Origin of the sequence: Mycobacterium sp. E1715, assembly GCF_001667625.1 — a bacterium.
Classification (GTDB): Bacteria; Actinomycetota; Actinomycetes; order Mycobacteriales; family Mycobacteriaceae; genus Mycobacterium.
On sequence record NZ_LZJJ01000035.1, the window covers coordinates 1 to 20912 of the forward strand.

At 68.5% G+C, this 20912-nt stretch carries 26 protein-coding genes and 1 tRNA gene; 12 read left to right on the forward strand and 15 right to left on the reverse strand.

The features are described 5' to 3' along the window. The 5 genes from A9X03_RS01820 to A9X03_RS01840 all read right to left on the reverse strand — a co-directional run. On the reverse strand, positions 1-1822 hold a 1822-nt coding region (locus A9X03_RS01820; RefSeq protein WP_068259408.1), incomplete at its 3' end, for a SpoIIE family protein phosphatase. Then, on the reverse strand, positions 1819-2445 hold the full coding sequence (locus tag A9X03_RS01825; RefSeq protein WP_067749307.1) for a SpoIIE family protein phosphatase: 627 nt from the start codon (positions 2443-2445) through the stop codon (positions 1819-1821). The genes A9X03_RS01825 and A9X03_RS01820, both read right to left, overlap by 4 nt. Next, positions 2438-2848 (reverse strand): anti-sigma regulatory factor, encoded by a 411-nt coding sequence (locus A9X03_RS01830; protein ID WP_067749308.1) that lies wholly within the window; start codon positions 2846-2848, stop codon positions 2438-2440. The genes A9X03_RS01825 and A9X03_RS01830 overlap by 8 nt, the downstream gene beginning before the upstream one ends. Beyond that, complete coding sequence (locus A9X03_RS01835; protein WP_067270791.1) at positions 2838-3227, reverse strand: STAS domain-containing protein; 390 nt, start codon at positions 3225-3227, stop codon at positions 2838-2840. Before A9X03_RS01835 ends, A9X03_RS01830 begins: the two co-directional genes overlap by 11 nt. Before the next feature lie 22 nt (positions 3228-3249). Continuing rightward, entirely contained in the window at positions 3250-4152 is a 903-nt protein-coding gene (locus A9X03_RS01840; protein WP_067749310.1) for an STAS domain-containing protein, read from the reverse strand. Between the two features lie 162 nt (positions 4153-4314). On the opposite strand from A9X03_RS01840, the gene A9X03_RS01845 reads away from it, so the two are divergent. Next, positions 4315-4683, forward strand: coding sequence for an STAS domain-containing protein (locus A9X03_RS01845; protein WP_156669914.1), 369 nt, complete (start codon positions 4315-4317; stop codon positions 4681-4683). Positions 4684-4834: 151 nt separating this feature from the next. Continuing rightward, the gene (locus A9X03_RS01850) at positions 4835-5335 is read left to right on the forward strand and encodes a DUF6328 family protein (RefSeq protein WP_067749333.1); all 501 of its coding nucleotides are present in this window, start codon (positions 4835-4837) and stop codon (positions 5333-5335) included. Here the strand turns inward: A9X03_RS01850 and A9X03_RS01855 are convergent. Then, positions 5312-5995 (reverse strand): HAD family hydrolase, encoded by a 684-nt coding sequence (locus A9X03_RS01855; RefSeq protein WP_067749315.1) that lies wholly within the window; start codon positions 5993-5995, stop codon positions 5312-5314. The genes A9X03_RS01850 and A9X03_RS01855 overlap by 24 nt on opposite strands. A 210-nt stretch (positions 5996-6205) precedes the next feature. Here A9X03_RS01855 and A9X03_RS01860 point away from each other — a divergent pair, with 210 nt between their 5' ends. The 3 genes from A9X03_RS01860 (at position 6206) to A9X03_RS01870 (ending at position 7266) form a co-directional block, all read left to right on the forward strand. Then, positions 6206-6517: a hypothetical protein gene (locus tag A9X03_RS01860; protein WP_067749326.1), complete on the forward strand. Its 312-nt coding sequence runs from the start codon at positions 6206-6208 to the stop codon at positions 6515-6517. A gap of 79 nt (positions 6518-6596) precedes the next feature. Then, positions 6597-6887, forward strand: coding sequence for a hypothetical protein (locus A9X03_RS01865; RefSeq protein WP_082950332.1), 291 nt, complete (start codon positions 6597-6599; stop codon positions 6885-6887). Between the two features lie 76 nt (positions 6888-6963). Then, complete coding sequence (locus tag A9X03_RS01870) at positions 6964-7266, forward strand: DUF4193 domain-containing protein (RefSeq protein ID WP_067749329.1); 303 nt, start codon at positions 6964-6966, stop codon at positions 7264-7266. A 46-nt stretch (positions 7267-7312) separates the two neighbouring features. On the opposite strand, the gene A9X03_RS01875 is transcribed toward A9X03_RS01870, so the two are convergent. From A9X03_RS01875 to ponA2, 5 genes are all read right to left on the reverse strand, one after another. Beyond that, entirely contained in the window at positions 7313-7888 is a 576-nt protein-coding gene (locus A9X03_RS01875) for a hypothetical protein (RefSeq protein WP_067783340.1), read from the reverse strand. Between the two features lie 83 nt (positions 7889-7971). Further along, positions 7972-8045, reverse strand: a tRNA-Pro gene (locus tag A9X03_RS01880). 61 nt (positions 8046-8106) lie between these two features. Next, the gene (locus A9X03_RS01885; RefSeq protein WP_068259409.1) at positions 8107-9222 is read right to left on the reverse strand and encodes a PLP-dependent cysteine synthase family protein; all 1116 of its coding nucleotides are present in this window, start codon (positions 9220-9222) and stop codon (positions 8107-8109) included. After that, a complete protein-coding gene (locus A9X03_RS01890; protein WP_082969819.1) occupies positions 9219-10217 on the reverse strand; it encodes a metallophosphoesterase in 999 nt (332 codons plus the stop codon). Before A9X03_RS01890 ends, A9X03_RS01885 begins: the two co-directional genes overlap by 4 nt. Positions 10218-10305: 88 nt before the next feature. Then, complete coding sequence (ponA2, locus tag A9X03_RS01895) at positions 10306-12735, reverse strand: transglycosylase/D,D-transpeptidase PonA2 (protein WP_067890564.1); 2430 nt, start codon at positions 12733-12735, stop codon at positions 10306-10308. Positions 12736-13099: 364 nt separating this feature from the next. Between ponA2 and A9X03_RS01900 the strand changes: the two genes are divergently transcribed. Beyond that, positions 13100-13450 carry a WhiB family transcriptional regulator gene (locus A9X03_RS01900; protein ID WP_065443482.1) on the forward strand — a complete coding sequence of 117 codons (351 nt, stop codon included), beginning with the start codon at positions 13100-13102 and terminating at the stop codon, positions 13448-13450. Between the two features lie 21 nt (positions 13451-13471). Here the strand turns inward: A9X03_RS01900 and A9X03_RS01905 are convergent, their stop codons facing one another. Then, positions 13472-14641, reverse strand: a complete 1170-nt coding sequence (locus tag A9X03_RS01905; RefSeq protein WP_067783353.1) for an ArsA family ATPase — start codon at positions 14639-14641, stop codon at positions 13472-13474. Beyond that, positions 14638-15660 (reverse strand): ArsA family ATPase, encoded by a 1023-nt coding sequence (locus A9X03_RS01910; RefSeq protein WP_067749574.1) that lies wholly within the window; start codon positions 15658-15660, stop codon positions 14638-14640. The genes A9X03_RS01905 and A9X03_RS01910 overlap by 4 nt, the downstream gene beginning before the upstream one ends. Positions 15661-15737: 77 nt before the next feature. Here A9X03_RS01910 and A9X03_RS28980 point away from each other — a divergent pair, with 77 nt between their 5' ends. The 3 genes from A9X03_RS28980 to A9X03_RS01920 are packed head-to-tail and all read left to right on the forward strand — an operon-like array spanning position 15738 to position 17155. Further along, entirely contained in the window at positions 15738-15899 is a 162-nt protein-coding gene (locus A9X03_RS28980) for a DUF4177 domain-containing protein (protein WP_073871548.1), read from the forward strand. After that, on the forward strand, positions 15900-16364 hold the full coding sequence (locus A9X03_RS01915; RefSeq protein ID WP_067749572.1) for a RidA family protein: 465 nt from the start codon (positions 15900-15902) through the stop codon (positions 16362-16364). It begins immediately after the preceding gene. Next, the gene (locus tag A9X03_RS01920) at positions 16361-17155 is read left to right on the forward strand and encodes an MBL fold metallo-hydrolase (RefSeq protein WP_067749569.1); all 795 of its coding nucleotides are present in this window, start codon (positions 16361-16363) and stop codon (positions 17153-17155) included. Before A9X03_RS01915 ends, A9X03_RS01920 begins: the two co-directional genes overlap by 4 nt. Before the next feature lie 228 nt (positions 17156-17383). On the opposite strand, the gene crp is transcribed toward A9X03_RS01920, so the two are convergent. Continuing rightward, positions 17384-18058: a cAMP-activated global transcriptional regulator CRP gene (crp, locus tag A9X03_RS01925; protein WP_044508824.1), complete on the reverse strand. Its 675-nt coding sequence runs from the start codon at positions 18056-18058 to the stop codon at positions 17384-17386. A gap of 98 nt (positions 18059-18156) precedes the next feature. Beyond that, positions 18157-18552, reverse strand: coding sequence for a hypothetical protein (locus tag A9X03_RS01930; RefSeq protein ID WP_231975325.1), 396 nt, complete (start codon positions 18550-18552; stop codon positions 18157-18159). A gap of 173 nt (positions 18553-18725) precedes the next feature. Here A9X03_RS01930 and nth point away from each other — a divergent pair, with 173 nt between their 5' ends. The 3 genes from nth to A9X03_RS01945 are packed head-to-tail and all read left to right on the forward strand — an operon-like array spanning position 18726 to position 20908. Then, the gene (gene nth, locus A9X03_RS01935; protein ID WP_067749565.1) at positions 18726-19406 is read left to right on the forward strand and encodes an endonuclease III; all 681 of its coding nucleotides are present in this window, start codon (positions 18726-18728) and stop codon (positions 19404-19406) included. A 9-nt stretch (positions 19407-19415) separates the two neighbouring features. Continuing rightward, positions 19416-20063 (forward strand): TlpA disulfide reductase family protein, encoded by a 648-nt coding sequence (locus A9X03_RS01940; protein ID WP_067749563.1) that lies wholly within the window; start codon positions 19416-19418, stop codon positions 20061-20063. A 29-nt stretch (positions 20064-20092) separates the two neighbouring features. Beyond that, on the forward strand, positions 20093-20908 hold the full coding sequence (locus A9X03_RS01945; RefSeq protein WP_067783360.1) for a CoA pyrophosphatase: 816 nt from the start codon (positions 20093-20095) through the stop codon (positions 20906-20908). Positions 20909-20912: the final 4 nt, after the last annotated feature.

Genomic DNA, 20912 nt, shown 5'->3' on the forward strand with positions numbered 1-20912 from the left:
GGTGCCGGTAGATCACCATTGCCACATCGTCGTCATACCCAGCCGGAGGGGCCAACTCACGCAAAACCGCATCGGCGACGGAATCCAGTGGCAGCGCGGTCGTCTTCACCAGGACCGCGGCGGCCCGGTTGATCCCGTCGTCGATGGATTCGTGCTTGCGCTCCACCAGCCCGTCGGTGAACAGCATCAGGGTGGACCCCGGTGGCAGTACGCGACTGGCCTGCGGGCGGGGTTCCGCGCGGCGCACGGCCAGCGGCACCGACGCCGCGTCGGTCAACATCGCGGTCGTGTCCGGTTCCGGCCCCACCAGCAGGGCGGGCATGTGGCCGGCGTTGCTGTACTGCAGGACCCCGGATTCGGTGTCCAGGATCGCCAGGAAGACGGTGGTGCAGTAGGCGTTCGGGATGAGCGAGGCCGCCGAGTCCAGTTGATCGAGCAGCAGCGCGGGCTCGGCCCCGTTGATCAGCAACGCCCGCGCGGAGCTGCGTAGCTGACCCATGACCGCGGCCGCCGGCAGGCCACGGCCCACGCAGTCGCCGACCACGATGCCGATGCGGTGGTCGCCGATCGGCAGCACGTCGTACCAGTCGCCGCCGATCTCCAACGGCGGGACGGCGGGCTCGTAACGCACGGCGAAGCCCGGCGGCGGCTCCATCGTCGGCAGCAGGGCGCGCTGCAAGGTCAGCGACGTCTCGCGGGCGCTCTCGAATTGGCGGACGTGTTGCATCGCGAGGCTGAGGTGTCCGATGAGGACGGTGACCAGCAGCCGGTCTTCGGCACTGACCCAGCGTGGCGAGCGCAGCTCCATCCACAACGCCAGGTCGCCCGCGCCGGAGAGTACCGCCACCAAACCCTGTGCCTTGCCGGGATTGTCGGGGTGCTCGACCGTTCTCGCCGTCAGCGGCAGCTGATGGCGGGCGTCCTCAAACGTCCGGCGCAGCCACGGATCCAGCCTGCGCCAAGGTATTTGGGACGACTCGCCCGCCACCTGCACGGTGGGTTCACCCTCGCCGGTCGGCCACGAGATCGCGACCACGCGTTGCACGTCGATCGCCGTGCTGCACTCGTCGAGCGTGATGGACAGCAGCTCGTCCACGCTTTTGGCGACGGCCACGGCCGTCGCCAGGCGCAGGACCGCGCTTTCCCTTGCGGCGAAGGCGCGTTCGGCGGTGATGTCACGGATCGTCCCCACGAAGACGTCCTGGTCGCTGCCGCTGCCCTGAACGGCGTTGATACTGACCGTTACCCAGACCAGATGCCCGTCGCGATGGCGGATGGGTGTCTCGTAGGCGGTGGCGCCGATGCTTTGCACCAGCGACTGTTGTTGGCTCGCGCCCTTCTGGTCGACCAACCACGGATGTGGCCATCGGTAGGGCAGACCCTCCGCCGGATAACCCAGGATTTCGATCAGGGCGTTGTTCATCTCGATCACGGAGCCCTCGTGGTCGGCGACGAAGAATCCCTCCTGCAACGAATTCACGACCGCGGTGCGGAATCTGTCGCGGTCGGCCAGCCCCTCGGCGCGGGCGCGCTCGCGCGCGAAGCGGCGCGTGCCGTCCAGAAAGCCCCGGGTGGCGATGTCGAGGGGGACCAGCATCTGCAACAGGAATTCCAGCGCGATCGGCGCGTCGATCTGAATGTCCTTGGCCAGGCCGAGAATCAGCTGCACGTGCCGCTCGATGATCGCGAGCAGGCTGACTTCCTCTTGCAGGGCCCGGCGGCCGAGTTCGTACGCGGCGGCCAGGCTGTCCTCGTCCCGCGCCTGCATGTAGGCGCGCAAGGCCGCGGCGTACTGGGCGTGGAAGTCGTCGCTGTCGCTCACGTCGAAGTCCCCCGATGACGAGCGGTCAGTACCATGGCATCGTCGGTTTCCTTGGCGTCCTTACCGAGCAGTTCCTCGGCGATGACGACGGCGGTGGCCGAGAAGTCGATGTGGTCCAGGTAATTCTCGGTGATCCCGTCGGTACTGATCACCAGCAGGTCCCCGGGACGGATCGAAATGATCTGCGCCGGCCGGATTTCCGGTATGCGGTAGCCGACGATTCCCGCGGTCAGCCGCGCGCTGTGTCGAATCTGCACGCCGGTCGGGGATTTGGCCACCAGGTCGGCGGTGACGTTGCCGACGCCGGTCCAGGTCAGCGTGTTGGCCGCGAAGTCCATACGCGCCAAGGTCATCGCGACGCCCCTGCTGCCCTCGAGCACGCGGTGACACAGCTGGATCAGCACCTCCAGGCGCTCGGTGCTGGAGCGCTGGACCGTTTCGACGGCGCGCAGCGCGGCGGCTGCGGCTTCGGGGCCGTGGCCGAGGCCGTCGACCACGCCGAACAGGGCGGCGGCGCCGGCGAGGTCGACGGCGAGGCCCCGGTCACCCGAGGTGTACTCGCTGGGCAGAGGGCGCCCCGCCCTCGCCCACTCGATGGGACCGAACCGGCCGTTCTCATGCACGGGGCGGCACCCATTTCCACATCTCGACGGCCGTTCCCTTGCCCAGCGCCGACTCCACGAACAGTCGGTCCATCAGCCGGCGGGAGCCGGGCAGGCCCATTCCCAGCCCGCGACCGGTCGAATAACCGTCCTCCATCGCCCGCTCGATGTCGGCGATGCCCGGACCCTCGTCCTCGGCGCGCACCACCAGGGCCTTGCGGCCGTCGCGGTCGGCCACGAACACTCGGACGGTGCCCCGGCCGGCGTAGCTGGTGATGTTGCGCGCGATCTCGGAGATCGCCGTGGCGATCATCGTGACGTCGGTGAGGGAGAATCCCAGATCGAGGGCGAGTTGGTGTCCGGCTTTGCGAGCTTCGACGATGTCGTCGGAATTGTCGATGTCGACGACTATATCAGCCGCCACCGTCGCGCCCGATCGTCGGTTTTCGTTGCGCCAGTTGGCGATTCAGCAGTGCCAGGCCCTCTTCGAGGTCAAGCGCGGTGTTCATGTCGTCGAACGCCAACCCCAGCTGGACCATGGCGAAGGCGACTTCCGGCTGCAGTCCGACGATCACCGTGTCCGCGCCGCGCAGCCGGGTCATGTGCGCGATCGTGCGCAGCGACCGGGCCGCGAAGGAGTCCATCACGTCGATGGCGGTGACGTCGACGATGATGCCCTGCGCGCGGAACCGGCTGACCCGCTCCATCAGGTCGTAGCGCAGCCGCTCGGCGTCGGAATCGCTGAGCGCGGCCTGTACCGAGGCGATCAGAATCGCACCCTGTTTCAGAATCGGTACTGGCATGGGGCGCTCGCGTTCCTGATGTCTAGCCTGGCTGCTCGCCGGTGCGGGAGACTTCGTAGCCCAGCAGGCGCTCGGCTTCCTCGATGCCGCCCTGCAGGTCGCCGACCGCGTTCATCTTGGACAGGTCCAGGCCGATCGTCACCAGGGTCAGGGCGATTTCGGAGGACAGGCCGGTGATGATGACGCTGGCGCCCATCAGGCCCGACGCGTCGACCGTCTGCACCAGGTGGTTGGCCACCGTGGAGTCGATGGTCGGCACGCCGGTGATGTCGATGACCACCACCTTCGCGCGGTTCGCGCGGATGGCTCTCAACAGCTGCTCGGTGACCTGGCGGGCGCGCTGGGAATCGAGCACACCGATGATCGGCAGAATCAGCAACTGCTCACGCACCTGCAGCACCGGCGTCGACAGCTCGCGGATCGCCTCCTGCTGCTGGCGGATGATGCGCTCGCGTTCCTGCACGAAGGACACGGCCACGGTGTTGGCGATGCGGTTGGCCGCCGGTTCGTAGGCGTCCAGCACCCGGTTGAGCATCTCGAACTCGGCCTGGTACTTCTCGAACAACGAGCGCGCCAGCACGTCACGCAGCAACAACACGATGCCGACGACCTCGTCGGTTTCCACGCCCCGCGGAATGATGCGCTCCGACAGGTCGCGCGCGTAGGCCTGCAGCGCCTCGACGCTACCGGTCTCGAGCACCTCCACGTAGTTGTCGTAGACGGCGGTCGCCTCGGAGAACAGCTCCTCGGGCGTCATCGCGGTGAGCAGTTCGGCCTCGGTGATCCTGCGCGCCCATTCCTCGCGCAGCACCGTTCGGTTCTGCCGCAGATGCTGGACGAGCTGGGGCAGCAGGCCCTCGCTGGAAATGGTGGCTGCCTGGGCGGCGGCACCCGCGCTGCCGAACTCCGACGGCGAATCTGACATGTGGCCTCCCGAGTGCCGGTTCGCGCCCCGTCGCGTGCAGGCTCGATTTTGCGAGACTAGCGTGGGTTGTCGCGGGGCAGGTGTCGAGGGCATATTCTTCTCGCAGTTCGCAACGCAGGCTAGGCTTGCACCACACTTAAGGCCCAGGACAAAGGATCGCCATTGTCAGCTCCTGATTCGATTACCACGTTGGTTGAGGACCACGATGGCGTGTCCGTGGTCAGTGTCAGCGGCGAAATCGATTTGGTCACGGCGCCGGCCCTGGAACAGGCCATCGGCGCGGTAGTGGCGGAGAACCCGGCGGCTCTGGTCATCGATCTTTCGGCGGTGGAGTTCCTCGGTTCGGTGGGGCTGAAGATCCTGGCGGCGACGTACGAGAAGCTGGGCGAGGCGACGGGGTTCGGGGTGGTCGCGCGTGGTCCGGCAACCAGGCGGCCGATTCACCTGACCGGCCTGGACAAGACCTTCCCGCTGCACCCGACGCTCGACGACGCCCTGACCGCGGTCCGGGACGACAACATCAGCCGCTAGGCGCTCGGGTATCGCCGTGTCTTGCGGCACAACGTATTTGGTGGAATTCGATTGCAAATCGGCCGACCGCCGAGTGCAATTCGAATTCAACACCTCGATTCCTCGTCGGGAAACGGCGCTGGCGGGTGCGCCAGGTGCGATGATCACGGCTATGGACGTCGATCACCCGCAAGACGACCAGCACTGGGACAGCCGCGAGCGCGGCGAAACTGAAATCCAACGGCTGGACCGCAATTGGAACAGCCTGCTGCAGGAGCTGCGCGTGGTGCAGACCGGGGTGCAGCTGCTCACCGGCTTCCTGCTGACGTTGCCGTTCCAGCAGCGGTTCGACGTCCTGGCGCCCGTCCTGCGCGACGCCTACCTGATCACGGTGGGTTGTTCGGTGGGCGCGACCGTCCTGCTGATCGCCCCGGTAGGCATGCACAGAATGCTGTTCCGCCGGCACCGCCTACAGGTCTTGGTGTCGGCCGCCCATCGGTGCGCCTACGCGGGGCTGGCGCTGCTCGGCCTCGCCCTGACCGGGGTGACGGTCATCGTGTTCGCCGCGGTGGCGGGGCGCAGCCCGGCCCTGATCGCGGGAGCGTGTGCGCTGACGCTGTTTACGTTCTTCTGGTGGCTGCTGCCGCTGCTACTGCGCTCGCGCGGCATGTAGCGCGAGTTCGTGGATTCGCGTCGAGTCCAGATGGTTCAGCAGGTCCTGGGGATCGGCGAAGATCGGTGACGCACCCGCCGCCTGCAGTTCCTCGCGCGCGATCCCGCCGCTGAGCAGGCCGATGCACGGCAACTTGGCGCCTCCCGCCGCGTGCGCATCCCACACGGCGTCCCCGACGAACACCGCATGATCGGCGTTGACCCCGGCGCGGTCCAGCGCGACCTGCACGATGCCCGGCTCGGGTTTGGCGGTGTCGACGTCCCGCGACGACGTGGTCTCCGAAATGACCTCCTCGCAATCGAGGACCTTGCGCAAGATCTCTAATTCGTCGTCGGGCGCCGACGTCGCCAGCACGACCTGCAGGCCCAGGTCGGCGACCCGCCGCAGCAGCGCCTGGGCGCCGGGCAGGGGCGTGAGCAGGTGGGTGCTCTCCCGGTAGTAACGGCTGTGCCCGTCGCTCAGCCGCTCCTGAACCTCGTCCGGTGCGTCATCGGAGAGGGTCCGGACCAATGTGGAGCCGTCCATTCCGATGCAACGGTGGATCTGCCAGGCGGCCACGGGCAGTCCCTCGTCGTCGAAGGCGCGCAGCCACGCGCAGACGTGCAGATAGTTGGAGTCGATCAGGCTTCCGTCGACGTCGAACAGAACGGCGGGTTTCATCTGCGCGGCATACCCACCTCGGGGCCGGCTGACACCGGTGCGGCGAACGGTTTGGGGACTGGGGCGGCGGGTAACCGCCGTTGATGATCCCGCGAAGCGGTTGCGGTTTATGGGTCGCGGGGTGGCCGCCGCCTCAGGCGCCGGCTCGATCGGCGGGCCAGATGCCGCACGAATCACCCTGACGCGCAAGATTTCTCGCGAGGAGGCCAGTTGAATTCCCGCAACGATGACCCGATCGATCACCAACGGACGTTCCGTCAGCACGCCGGTGAAACCGTCACCAACGGGGCCAACGCACCCGGCCTGGCGGGCTCGGCCGTCGCGGTGCTCGCCCTGATCGTGGGTCTATTCGAGTTGGCGACCCGGCACTTTGCGGCGGGCCTGACCGCGGTGGTCCTGGCCGCGCTGCTGGGTGCGGCGAGCGTGGTGTGGCTGGCGCGCACCCATCGCAAGGTGCGCGACGCCGAACTTGCCTGGCACGCCGCGAATTCCGACCAGCCCGCCCCGCCGCCGAGCAGCTGACCCTGTGAGCTAACGAACACCTGCCCGCCTCGGGCCAACCACACGTTTGATCGCGGTCGTGACCGGGTAAGAGTCGATCATGGTCGCGCCAGTCCCGTTGCGAGCAGCAAACTATCCGGCCGAGTACGAGCGGGATTTCCCGCTGCTCGGCCTCGCGGCCGTGGCCGTCTGGGCGGTCAGCCTGGCGATCGGTTTGTTCGAGCTATTGGTGGGGCACGAAGGGGTGGCCATCGGGGCGCTGCTGGTCTCGGTCGTTGCGCCGTGGTTGGGCCTGGCGCTGGCGCATTACCCCGCCGCGGCCCGGCGGCTGAGGCAGCTCAGGTTCCGCCGGCGCAACTTTTTCGAGACGGTCGGTGTAACTCGAGCCTGAACGGGGTACAGCCTGCGCCAACGGGATGAGTACAGGAAAGTGCGTCAGCCCGGCTCATCAGCAGGAAGGAACTGCCATGGCGACCGCAAGCGACTATGACGCACGCCGGGTCTCCGACATGGACACTCAGGACAAGTCCGCGATACGCGAGCTGGCCCCGACCTTGCAGGGCTCGGTCACCGCAGTGGTCGATGAAGATCCCAACGACGTCCACTTCTTCGAGCTGCCCGGCGCCGACCTGTCCGGTGAAGAGCTGTCCGTGACGGTGATTCCCCAGCGCTCCGACGAGTTCACCTGCTCGAGTTGTTTCTTGGTGCAGCACCGCAGCCGGTTGCGCAGCACGAAGGCGGGCCTGCAGATCTGCGCCGACTGCGCCTAGGGCCGTAAACCCTGGGCAGGGTTAGAGCGTTGGCGGGCAACGAATTTCAGGATTGCGCCCATTCGCGCTCGCACACGGCGCAGCGCCGGGTGACCATCGCCCAGTCAGGTTCGTCCTTGCCGGGCTCGCGGATCAGGTGCGCGGACGTGTCGCCGCAGCCCGGGCAGGCGCAGATCGCGCGGTAGGGCTCCACCGGTTGAGCCGCCATCAGTCGCAGGTTCTCCGCCCGGGTGAAAGGCACGATCACCAGCGAATCGGGGCGGGGCAGCGGGTGCGGATTGTCGAACCACAACAGGCCACACGTCACCGTGGCCACCGCCGTGAAGACGGCCAGGATCATGGTCGGAATGTCCCACGGCCAGTTCGGCGGGAGAGGGGTCAGCACGAGAACCACCAGCACGGCGGAGACCAGCGCCCCGATGATGGTGCCGGGTTTGGCGAAGCGGTAACCGCCGACGTCGAACGCTTCCCAGGCCTCGATCTCCTGCTTGCGCCGGGCGATCTCCGCCAGGGTCGGGTGGGCGGGGTCCTCATCCGACGACGCGGTGTCAGCAAACCGGGCGACCTGTCGGCCGACCTCGCGTCGCCGCCCTTGCTCGGGCGTCCGGCTTACCAGCGCCATGCGGGCTGAGCTTAATGGCAAAGCCGCGCGTCCGCAGTGTCAGACGCTCTGGCCGGCTGTCCTGCCAGCTAACACAAACTGAGTCGGGGTGGCGGGATTTGAACCCACGGCCTCTTCGTCCCGAACGAAGCGCGCTACCAAGCTGCGCCACACCCCGCTTGAAGCTCCGACAGCCTATCGCACCCGCCCATCGGCTGGCCAAACCGCGGTGTGCCGGGTCACTGCCACCGGCAGGAACGCTCGAACTCCACCAGCGCCGCGGCCGGACCGCTCGGATCGAGTCCCTGCGCGGCGACCCAGTCGTCGTCGAAGTAGGTGTCGTGATAGCGGTCGCCGCTGTCGGCGAGCAGCGTGACCACCGAACCGCTGCGCCGTTCGGCGACCATCTCGGCGAGCAAGCCGAAGGCGCCCCACAGGTTCGTGCCGGTCGAGGGACCCACCCGGCGGCCCAGGACGGTGCTGACGTGGCGGGCGGCGGCGACGGACGCCGCGTCGGGCACCGCCACCATCCGGTCGACCACACCGGGCAGAAACGACGGCTCCACGCGCGGCCTGCCGATTCCCTCGATGCGCGACGAGGCGGGCATCACGAGGTCGTACCGGTCGTCTTCGTAGGCGGGGAAGAACGCGGAGTTCTCCGGGTCGACGACGCACAACCGGGTCGTGTGCCGCCGGTAGCGGATGTAGCGGCCGATCGTGGCGCTGGTGCCGCCGGTGCCCGCCCCGACGACGATCCACTCCGGAATCGGATGCGTCTCCTCGCCCATCTGCTCGAAGATCGACTCGGCGATGTTGTTGTTGCCCCGCCAGTCGGTGGCGCGTTCGGCGTTGGTGAACTGGTCGAGGTAATGCCCGCCGGTGTCGCGGGCCACGCGTTCGGCCTCGGCGTACACCTCGCTGGACTTCTGCACGAAATGGCAACGGCCGCCCTGGGCTTCGATCAGCGCCACCTTGGACGAGCTGGTCGACGCCGGCATCACGGCGACGAACGGCAGACCCAGCAGGGCCGCGAAGTAGGCCTCCGACACCGCCGTCGATCCCGACGAGGCCTCGACCACCGTGGTCTTCTCGTTGATCCACCCGTTGCAGAGTGCGTAGAGGAACAGCGAGCGCGCCAGCCGGTGTTTCAGGCTGCCGGTGATGTGGGTGGTCTCGTCCTTGAGGTACAGCGCCACATCGGTGTCTGAGCCGTTTCCAGCCCATGCCTCCGGCAGCGGGTAGCGCAGCAGGTGCGTGTCCGCGCTGCGGCGGGCGTCGGCCTGGATCAGCCGGACCGCGTTGTCCGTCCAGGACCGGGAGTGGCTGCGGACCGCGATCCGGGTCCGCTCGGTCAACGCACCGAAACTGTTGGCTGCGAACGGCTCAGGTCGCTGGCCGAGTCGTGACCGCCCATCGGCGTGGCGATCAACGTCAGCAGGGTGGCCTCGGGCCGGCAGCAGAACCGCACCGGGGCGAATGGGGAGGTGCCGATGCCGCCGGAGACGTGCAGTGCCATGTTCGCGCCCCACCGGGACGGTCCCTTGGCGCGGGACCGGTCCAGGCCGCAGTTGGTCACCAGCGCGCCGTAGAGCGGCAGGCAGACCTGCCCGCCGTGGGTGTGGCCGGCCATCACCAGCTGATAGCCGTCGGCGGCGAAGCGGTCCAGCACGCGCGGCTCCGGCGAATGGGTAAGTCCCAGGCGCAGGTTCGCGGCCGGGCTGGCCGGGCCGGCGATCGTCTCGTAGCGGTCCCGGTCGATGTGCGGGTCGTCGACGCCGGCCGCGGCGACGTGCAGGCCGGCCACCTCGAACTCGCGCCGCGTGTGGGTCAGGTCGAGCCAGCCGCGCTCGGTGAACGCCGCCCGCAGGTCCTGCCAGGGCAGCGGTTCGCCGTGGACCCGGTGCGACGGGTTGGTCACGTAATTCAGGGGGTTCTTCAGGCGCGGCCCGAAGTAGTCGTTGCTGCCGAACACGAAGACGCCGGGCCGCGACAGCAGGTCGCCCAGGGCCTGCACCACCGCGGGCACCGCCTTCGGGTGCGCCAGGTTGTCCCCGGTGTTGACCACCAGGTCGGGTTCCCAGTTGCTCAGCTCCCGCAGCCAGGCCTGTTTTCGGCGCTGGGTGGGCAGCATGTGCAGATCGCTGATGTGCAGCACCCGCAGCGGCGTGGAACCCGGCGTCAGGACGGGCATCGTGATCTCGCGCAGGACGAAGGCGTTGCGCTCGACGACGGCGGCGTAACCGATACCGGCGACGGCCGAACCGAGCGCGACGGCACCGGTGCGTATCAGCGTGGGCAACGCCCCGCGACGATGCGGTCCGCGCAGCGGACCGCCGTGGAGGGGGGCCATTGAGCTTGCATCAGCCATGCTGGCAGCCTACTGCCGGTTGCGCTTTGGCAACGTATAGCTTGCGCCGCGGCGTCACAGCTCGCCCGGTCTACGGGGGCGGCTGCCCCGGCGGCGGGGGCGGTGGCGCCAGGAGCGGAATGGTGATCGGGGGCAGACCCGGGATCTCCACCACCTGCGAGCCGACCGGCACCGGCGCGCCCTCCGGGGGCGGCGGTGGGGCAGGCGGGATGCCGTTGCTGACCTGGATGGTGATGATCGACCCGGGGATCGTCGCGCCGCTCGGCGAGGTCCCGACCACCTCGCCCTGCTTGGCGGAGCTGTTGACGAAGTTGTTCTGGTCGGCGACCTGGAAGCCGGCCTCCTTGAGGCGGGCGCGCGCGGCATCGATGTCCAACCCGGCGACGCTGGGCACCCGCGACCCGGGTGAGCCGTCGACGTAGCGGGGATCGGTGGGCGGCAGCTGCACCGGGCCGAAATTGGTGGCGATCGGCTTCATCGCCGTGAACCAGGTGCGGGCCGGCTCGTTACCGCCGTACAAGTCGCCCTCGCCGCAGTGGCGCAGCGGCGACGAGCACAGGTCCGTCGGCGAGGGTGAGTCGTCATAGATGTAGTTGGCCGCGGCGTAGTGGTTGGTGAAGCCCACGAAGCCGGAGGAGCGGTGCGCCTCGGTGGTGCCGGTCTTGCCGGACATCGGCAGCGTCCACCCCGCGGCGCCGGCGGAACCGGAGGCGGTGCCGCCGCCCACCGCGTCTTTGCTCATCGCGTTCGCCAGGGTGTTGGCCAGGCCTTCGGGCACCACCTGGTCACAGGTCTCGGTGGTCACGGCGACCTCGTTGCCGTGCCGGTCGATCAGCTTGTCGATCGGGTTGGGCGGGCACCAGGTGCCGCCCGAGGCCAGCGTCGCCGCGACGTTGGACAGCTCCAGCGCGTTGACTTCGATGGGGCCCAGCGTGAACGAGCCGATGTTCTGCCGTTTGACGAAGTCGGCCAGGCTCTCGTTGCTGTCCGGGTTGTAGTCGCGCGCGGTGCCGGGGTCGGCGTAGGACCGCAGCCCCAGCTTGATCGCCATGTCCACGGTGCGGGTCACCCCGACCTGCTGAATCAGCTTGGCGAAGGCGGTATTGGGCGAGGTGGCGAGGGCCTCGGTGACATTCATCGACCCGCGGTAGTTGCCGGCGTTGACCACACACCAGTTGTCCTTGGGGCAGCCCTTGGCTCCACCGCTACCCATGCCCTTGGTCTGGAAGCGCGGCGGCACGTCGAGGGTTGCGTTGATGCCCATGCCCATGTCCAGGGCGGCGGCCGTCGTGAAGATCTTGAAGACCGAGCCCGCGCCGTCACCGACCAGCGAGAAGGGCTGCGGCCGCATGGTCTGCCCGGCGTCGCTGTCCAGCCCGTAGGTCCGGTTGCTGGCCATCGCCATCACCTTGTGCGAGGTCTTGCCGGGCTGGATCACGCTCATCACGCTGGAGATGCCCGGCAGCGTCGGGCTCGCGAACTGGTCGATCGCCGACTTGACCGGCACCTGCACGTCCGGGTCCAGCGTGGTGCGGATCAGGTAGCCGCCGCGGGCCACCTGCTCTTTGCTGATCCCCGCCCGCGACAGGTACTCCTGGACGTAGTCGCAGAAGAACGCGCGATCGCCGGCGGCGATGCAACCCCGCGGTAGCTCATTGGGCTGCGGCAGCACGCCCAGCGGTGTGGCCTTGGCGGCGCGCAGCGCGTCGGCCTCCTGCGGGATGTTCTCGATCATGGTGTCCAGCACCAGGTTTCGCCGCGCCAGCGCGCCCTCGGGATTGGTGTAGGGGTTGAGCGCGCTGGTCGACTGCACCATGCCCGCCAGCAGCGCCGCCTGCTGCCAGTTCAGGTCCGAAGCGTTGATGCCGAAGTAGGTCTGCGCCGCGTCCTGCACCCCGAACGACCCGTTGCCGAACGACACCAGGTTCAGGTAGCGGGTGAGAATCTCGGGCTTGGTGAAGGTCTTGTCGAGCGTGAGCGCCATCCGGATCTCGCGCAGCTTGCGCGCCGGGGTGGTCTCCACGGCGGCGCGCTTCTCGGCGTCGGTCTTCGCCGTCACCAGCAGTTGGTAGTTCTTGATGTACTGCTGCTCGATGGTCGACCCGCCGCGGGTGTCGACGTCGCCGCGGGCGTAGCCGGCCAGCCCGGTCAGCGTGCCCTTCCAGTCCACCCCGGCATGCTCGGCGAACCGCTTGTCCTCGATGGACACGATCGCCAGCTTCATGGTGTTGGCGATCTTGTCGGTGGGCACCTCGAAGCGGCGCTGGGAGTACAGCCAGGCGATGGTGTTGCCCTTCGCGTCGACCATCGTCGAAACCGCGGGGACCTCACCCTCGAGGAGTTGGGCCGAGCCGTTGGCGACGACTTCGGAGGCCCGGTTGGACACCAGTCCCAATCCGCCCGCGAACGGAAACATCAGCGCCGTGGCGACGACACCGGCCAGCAAGCAGTACCCCGCGAGCTTGAGGATGGTGAGAAAGGCCTGGGGCCGGTCTGACATGGCTACTACAGTAGCGGCCCCCTGTCACGCCGCCACGCTGCGCGTTCACCCACTTTTTCACCCCGTCATTGACCAGCGCTTTACGGCCGCGGCAGGGATAAAATTTGCGCGTGCGTCAGTGAATGGACCCCCCGAACGGGCGTGTCCAAGATCACTTCTTGGCCCGCCGTTTTGGACGAGACGGCACGCCCGTCCCAAAAAAAGCGTTATCGGACTGTTGCGCAATTGGTGGCTGACCACCTAACTTAGACACACGGTGAGATTCAGGTAACACCGATGTACACAGTGTGGCGTAGATCGCAGGTCAGGATCTGCACCCCAGGAGGGCGGTCGCGAGAGCGGCCGGTAGGGAAGGGAACAGTTCGTGTCAGGAACACGGCCTGCGGCGCGTAGGACAAACATTGCGGCCGCTCAAGGGGTACTCCGCAGCGTTGATGCCGAAGAACGGATCGCCTGGGTTTCCAAAGCACTGTGTCGAACCACCGACCCGGACGAGCTATTCGTCCGTGGCGCCGCGCAGCGCAAAGCGGCCGTTATTTGCCGGCACTGCCCGGTGATGCAGGAGTGCGGGGCCGACGCCCTCGACAACAAGGTCGAGTTCGGCGTCTGGGGCGGCATGACCGAGCGTCAACGCCGCGCCCTGCTCAAGCAGCACCCCGAGGTGGTCTCCTGGGCCGACTTCTTCGACAAGAGGCGCACCCGCAGCGTCGGCTGACCCGCGGACCCATCGCTCCCGCTAGTGCAGGGGCCCCTGCGCCGCCGCGCGGGCCGCGTCGTCGCCAACCGGTGCGATCTGATCGGCGAGGGCGCGCAACGCTTCCAGGTCCGAGACGTCGAAGGGCAGCGACGGAACCCCGACGACGGGCACGTGCGGATTGGCCCCGGTGAACCGCGACAGCAACCTGATTTCCCGTTTCGCGGTCTGCGCACGGTCGGCATGAATCCTGAGCACGGCCGCGGCCAGCGACGCCGCCTCGGAGTCCGCTTCGGCCTCCAGCGTTTCGGTTCCGTCGATCGCCCGCTCGGCGGGAAGCGAGCACAACGTCGGGTGGGTGCGATTCAAGACCAGCCCGGCGAGCGGCATTCCTTCGGTGGACAACCGGTCGACGAAGAAGGAGGCCTCGCGCAGCGCATCGGGTTCGGCCGCCGAGACCACGACGAACTGCGTGCCCCGCCGCTTCAGCAGCGCGTAGGTACGGTCGGCCTTCTCCCGGAAACCACCGAAGGTGGCGTCCAGCGATTGCACGAAGGCCGCCGCGTCGCTCAACATCTGTGAGCCGAGCACGGTTGACATCGCCTTCATCGCCAAACCCATTGCGCCGGTGACCAATCGGCCGATACCCCGGCCCGGCGCGAGCAGCAGCCGCCACAGCCTACTGTCCATGAAGCTGCCCAGCCGCTTGGGCGCGTCCAGGAAGTCCAGCGCGTTGCGCGATGGCGGGGTGTCCACCACCACCAGGTCCCAGCGGTCCTCGGCCAGCAGTTGGCCGAGCTTCTCCATCGCCATGTACTCCTGCGTGCCGGCGAGCGAGCTGGCGACCGTTTGATAGAACTGGTTGTCCAGAATCGCTTGCGCGCGGCCGGTTCCGGAGTACTGGACCACCATTTCGTCGAACGTGCGGCGCATGTCGAGCATCATCGCGTGCAGCTCGCCGGGAACCTCCGGCGCCAACGGCACGCGCTGAGGGGTGTTGCCCAGGTCGTTGACCCCGAGCGCCTGGGCCAGCCGCTTGGCCGGGTCGATCGTCAAAACGCAGACGTTGCGGCCGTATTCGGCCGCGCGCAAGGCCATCGCGGCAGCAGTGGTGGTCTTGCCCACCCCGCCCGCGCCGCAGCACACCACCACCCGGTTGGTCGTGTCGGCCAGGATCGTGGCCATATCAAGCTTGTTCGGCGTGGTACTCATCGAACCCCCTGCTGCGCAAGCACTTCCGAAAGCTCATAGAGGCTGCCGAGGTCGACGCCGTCGGAGATCGTCGGCAGTTCGAGCCGCGGCACCTTCAACGCGTCCAGTTGTTGCGCGATCTCGGCTCGCGCGGCGATGACCGTCGCGTGCTCGATGGTTTCGGTCAGCAGGCCCGCGAAGTCGTTGTCATTCAGCTTGATCCCCGCCATTTCCAGCCCCGTCCGCACCGAGTCCGCGTCGACGTGTCCCTCGGCGGCCTTGGCCAGGTCGGCGGGCTGCAGGTACGAGGCGATGTTGCGGTTCACGATCACGCTGCCGATCGGCAGCTCCATCTCGGCGAGCTCCTCGATGGCCTCGAGCGTTTCCTGCACCGGCAGCGCCTCCAACAGGGTGACGAGGTGGATGGCGGTCTGCTCAGAGTGCAGCAGCTTCACCACGCCCTCGCTCTGCGAGTGCACCGGGCCGCCCTTGGCCAGATCCGAGACGGCCTTGGTGACGTCCAGGAAGCGGGCGATCCGACCCGTCGGCGGTGCGTCGACCACAACCGCGTCGTAAACCGGGGTCTTGGCCCCCTTGTTCAGCCGCACCACCGATTCCTTGATCTTTCCGGTCAGCAGCACGTCGCGCAGACCGGGCGCGATCGTCGTCGCGAATTCGATGGCGCCGATGCGGCGCATCGCCCGCCCGGCGATACCGAGGTTGTAGAACATGTCCAGGTATTCCAGGAAGGCCGCCTCGATGTCGATCGCCAGGGCGTTGACCTGCCCGCCGCGCTCGGCGGTCGCGATCTTGACCTCCTGGTAGGGCAGCGGCGGCACGTCGAAGAGCTGCGCAATGCCTTGCCGCCCTTCGACTTCCACGAGGAGAACCTTTCGGCCCCCGGCTGCCAGGGTGAGCGCGAGCGCGGCCGCTATCGTCGACTTGCCCGTGCCGCCTTTGCCGGTGACGAAATGCAGGCGGGCCTTCGACAACCGCGCCGGCCAGCCGACGGCGCTACCGCCGCTCGATATGTTTGCCACCTTCGCATGCTAGCCCGGCCGGCGCCGGGCCCCCGGGCAGGCCAGAGGCGTTCACACCCGACCGATAAGCTCGCGCCATGAGCCAACCGATCGCATGGGAATACGTCACGGTCCCGCTGCTGACGCACGCCACCAAACAGATCCTCGACCAGTGGGGCGCCGACGGTTGGGAACTGGTGTCCGTGCTGCCCGGGCCCACCGGGGAGCAACACGTCGCGTATCTGAAGCGCCCGAAGTAGATGACGGCGTCGGCCCGGCTCTCCGAACTCGGTGTCGCGCTGCCCGCGGTGGTGGCCCCGCTGGCCGCCTACGTGCCCGCGGTGCGGACGGGTGACCTGGTCTACACCGCCGGTCAGCTGCCGATGCAGGACGGACAGCTCGCCGGGACGGGTAAGGTCGGGGCCCACGTCAGCCCGGAAGAGGGCAAGGCGCTCGCGCGGATCTGCGCACTCAACGCCCTGGCCGCCATCGACTCGCTGGTGGGCATCGACGCGGTGACGCGGGTGGTCAAGGTCGTCGGCTTCGTTGCGTCGGCCCCCGGTTTCAACGGCCAGCCCAGCGTCATCAACGGGGCCTCCCAGCTGCTGGCCGAGGTGTTCGGCGATGCCGGCGCCCACGCGCGCTCGGCGGTCGGCGTGTCCGAGCTGCCCCTGGATGCGCCGGTAGAGGTGGAGCTGATCGTGGAGGTCGGCTCACGACCGTGACCGCCGCGCCCGAGTCGCTGAGCCACCCCGCCTACGGCAGGCTGCGGGCGGTCACCGAGACCGCCTCGGTCCTGCTGGCCGACAACCCGGGATTGCTGACCCTCGAGGGCACCAACACCTGGGTGCTTCGCGGCAAGGGCAGCGACGAGCTGGTGGTCGTGGACCCCGGCCCGGACGACGACGAGCACATCGACCGCGTTGCCGGGCTGGGCCGGATCACGCTGGTGCTGATCAGTCACCGGCACGGCGACCACACCGACGGTATCGACAAGCTCGTCGAGCGCACCGGCGCGACGGTGCGGTCGGCGGGCAGCGGGTTCTTGCGCGGCCTCGGCGGTCACCTGACCGACGGCGAGGTGATCGACGCGGCCGGCCTGAAGATCAAGGTGATGGCCACCCCCGGCCACACCGCCGACTCGCTGTCGTTTCTGGTCGACGACGCGGTGCTCACCGCGGACAGCGTGCTGGGCCGTGGCACCGCCGTCATAGATAAAGAAGACGGCAGCCTGGCCGACTACCTGGAATCGTTGCGGCGGCTCCGCGGCCTAGGGCCCCGCACGGTGCTGCCCGGTCACGGGCCGGACCTGGCCAACCTGGAGGCCGTCGCATCGGGCTACCTGGTGCACCGGCACGAGCGCCTGGAGCAGGTGCGCGCGGCGCTGCGTGACATCGGCGAGGACGCCACCGCGCGGCAGGTCGTCGAACACGTCTATGTGGACGTCGACGAGAAACTCTGGGACGCGGCCGAATGGTCCGTTCAGGCGCAGCTGAACTATTTGCAGCGAACCTGAAAATCTGCAGGAGAACTGCGAGTAAGGGCCTGCGAAATTACCGGCTCGGCGCAATTCCCGCGCGCTTACCTCGCTCGGGTTCGGATTCTCGCTCGGTTGCGCCCGCGCTCCGGGCGCGCTTACCTCGCTCGGGGTCGGATTCTCGCTCGGTTGCGCCCGCGCTCCGCGCGCGCTTACCTCGCTCGGGTTCGGATTTCTCGCTCGGTTGCGCCCGCGCTCCGCGCGCGCTTACCTCGCTCGGCGGGCCAGCCTTTCGGAGTCCGAAATCAGCACGCTCTTGCCCTCCAGGCGGATCCAGCCGCGGTGGGCGAAGTCGGCCAGCGCCTTATTCACCGTCTCCCGCGAGGCGCCCACCAGCTGGGCGATCTCCTCCTGGGTCAGGTCGTGGGTGACCCGCATGGCGCCACCCTCCTGGGTGCCGAAACGCTGGGCGAGCTGCAGCAGCTGCTTGGCCACCCGGCCGGGCACGTCGGTGAAGATCAGGTCGGCCAGATTGTTGTTGGTGCGGCGCAGCCGCCGGGCCAGCACCCGCAACAGCTGCTCGGCGATCTCGGGGCGGTCGGCGATCCACGCCCGCAGCGCGTCGCGGTCCATCGACACCGCGCGCACCTCGGTGATGGTGGTCGCGCTGGAGGTCCGCGGGCCCGGGTCGAAAATCGACAATTCGCCGAACATGTCCGACGGGCCCATGATCGTCAGCAGGTTCTCCCGGCCATCGGGTGAGCGACGGCCGATCTTCACCTTCCCGGAGACGATGATGTAGAGCCGATCGCCCGGCTCGCCTTCGGCGAAGACCGTGTGCCCACGGGGAAAGTCGACGGGTTGCAGCTGCTTGGTAAGCGCGGCGACCGCGCCCGGCTCAACCCCTTGGAAGATTCCTGCCCTTGCCAGGATCTCGTCCACATTGCCTCTTCAAAGTTTCAATGTTTGTGATACGGCCAGGTTAATCCCGTGCTCGCGTGATGAGTCTAGCGGTAGGACATTTTGTCCAACGTGCAACGCTACACACGATTGACGTGTCTAGTGGCCCTAAACTGCGGATTGATCCGCGAATGCGCGTGTATTCGCGTCGGCAATGTCAGCTCGGTGTGGTCGATGAAGCTGGCGGCAAACGACGGCGCGGCGTGGCGCGGCGCGGCCGTCAGCCCGGCCAGCGCGGCCTCGGCGAGTTCCCGGGCATCGCGGCGATGCAGGAGCTCCAGCGCCTCGGGCATGCCCTCCCGCGCCAACGTGCGCAGGTCCACGAGCTCGGTGTGTTCGAAAAGCTCGGTGACCGCGATCATCGCGACGTCCTCGCGGGCCAGCCCCCGTTCGAGCCGTCCCAAGCCGAGCGCCGCCAGCATCAGTAGCCCAGGAACGCAGGCCACCAGCAACCATGACACAAGGAGAGTAAACAGGGCCTTCAATCAACACGAGGTCTCGGCGAGATCACGAAATCAGTACTCTGTCGTAGGTGACAGCGGCAAAGTCGTCCGGGCGGGCGAAGTCGGCATCGGCCCCTGCGGGCGGTGACACCGGGCAACGGTGGGCCGAGGAGACCCGGGTCGGCCTGGTGCGACGGGCCCGCCGGATGAATCGGGCGCTCGCGCAGGCGTTTCCGGACGCGCACTGCGAGCTGGACTTCACCACGCCACTGGAGCTGACGGTCGCCACCATCCTGTCCGCGCAGAGCACCGACAAGAGGGTGAACCTGACGACGCCGGCCTTGTTCAAGCGGTACCCCAGCGCGCTGGACTACGCGCAGGCCGACCGCGACGAACTGGAAGCGCTCATCCGCCCGACGGGGTTCTTCCGGAACAAGGCGACCTCGCTCATCGGCCTCGGTCAGGCCCTGGTCGAACGGTTCGACGGCGAGGTGCCCTCCACCATGGAAGAACTGGTCACGCTGCCCGGGGTGGGCCGCAAGACCGCCAACGTCATCTTGGGCAACGCTTTTGGGGTTCCCGGCATCACCGTCGACACCCATTTCGCCCGGCTGCTGCACCGCTGGCGCTGGACCACCGACAAGGACCCGGTCAAGATCGAGCGCGCGGCGGGCGAACTGATCGAACGCAGCGAGTGGACCATGTTGAGCCACCGGGTGATCTTCCATGGCCGACGGGTGTGCCACGCGCGCAAGCCGGCCTGCGGGGTGTGCGTGGTGGCCAAGGACTGCCCGTCCTTCGGCCTCGGCCCCACCGAGCCGCTGCTGGCGGCGCCCCTGGTGCGCGGCCCGGAGACCGAGCACCTGCTGGCGCTGGCCGGCCTGTAGAGCACGGCCTTGACGCGCACCACGCGCTGGACGATCGCGATCCTCGCGGTGGTGGCGGCGTTGGTCGCGGCCCTGGTGGCCCAGCTGCGCGACCAGTCCGCGACGACGACCCGGCCCGGCACCGCGGTGAACGCGCCGGACCGTGAACACCGGGACGCCGACACGCCGGCGGCGCTGGCGGGGCCGCGGCAGCGGGCCGATCTGGCGCCCTGTCCGGGCGCCGGCGACGGTCCCGGACCGCCGGCGCTGCGGGGGATCACGGTCGATTGCGCGGCGGACGGCTCGGTTGTCGACGTCGCTCGCGCGCTGGCCGGGCGTCGGGTGGTCCTCAACCTCTGGGCGTATTGGTGCGCGCCGTGTGCGGCCGAACTGCCCGCGATGGCGGAGTATCAACGCCGGGCCGGGCCGGACGTGACGGTGGTGACGGTGCATCAGGACGAGAACGAGACGGCCGCGTTGCTGCGGCTGGCCGAACTGGGCGTTCGGCTGCCGACCCTGCAGGACGGCCGCCGCCGGGTCGCGGCGGCGCTCGGTGTCGTAAACGTCATGCCCGCGACGGTGGTTCTGCGGCCGGACGGTAGCGTTGCGCAGATGCTGCCGCGGGCCTTCGACAGTGCCGACGAGATCGCGGCCGCGGTCGGAAAAGACAAGGGATAAGCCGAAAATTGGACCGACTGGAGCGCCCGGTGAGTGTTGGGGGCACGCCCCCGCCCGCGGGCGGTGCGGCCCAGGGCGCCGCGCGCGCGGCGCTGCCCCTGACGCCCGACGCCTCCCCGCCGTGGCTGCGCCCCCTGGTCGATAACGTCGAGCGGATGCCGGAGGCGTACCGGCGCCGGCTGCCGGCCGACGTGCTGGCCTTAATCACCGGCAAGGCGGTATCGGCGCTGCGCGGCAGCGGCCGGGAAGCCGCCGTCCTGGTGTTGTTCTCCGGGCCGGAGTCCGCGGCGGCCGACGGCGGCGTCCCCGACGACGCCGACTTACTGGTCACCGTGCGGGCCTCCACGCTGCGCCACCACGCGGGCCAGGCCGCGTTCCCCGGCGGAGCCTCCGATCCGACGGACGACGGCCCGGTGGCCACCGCCCTGCGGGAAGCTCAGGAGGAGACCGGGATCGACGTCTCCCGGTTGCGCCCCCTGGTCACGATGGAACGCACGTTCATCGCGCCGTCGCGGTTTCACGTCGTCCCGGTGCTGGCCTACTCGCCGGATCCGGGTCCGGTGGCCGTCGTCAACGAGGCCGAAACCGCGATCGTCGCGCGAGTTCCGTTGCGCGCCTTCATCAATCCGGCCAACCGGCTGATGGTGTATCGGGGCGACCTCGGGCGCCGGTGGGCCGGACCGGCGTTTCTGCTGAATGAGATGCTGGTTTGGGGATTCACTGGCCAGGTGATTTGTGCGATGCTCGACGTCGCCGGCTGGGCCCAGCCCTGGGACACCACCGACGTCCGCGAATTGGACGCGGCGATGGCGCTGGTCGGCGACCAGGGTGGTGCCCACCGATGAACAT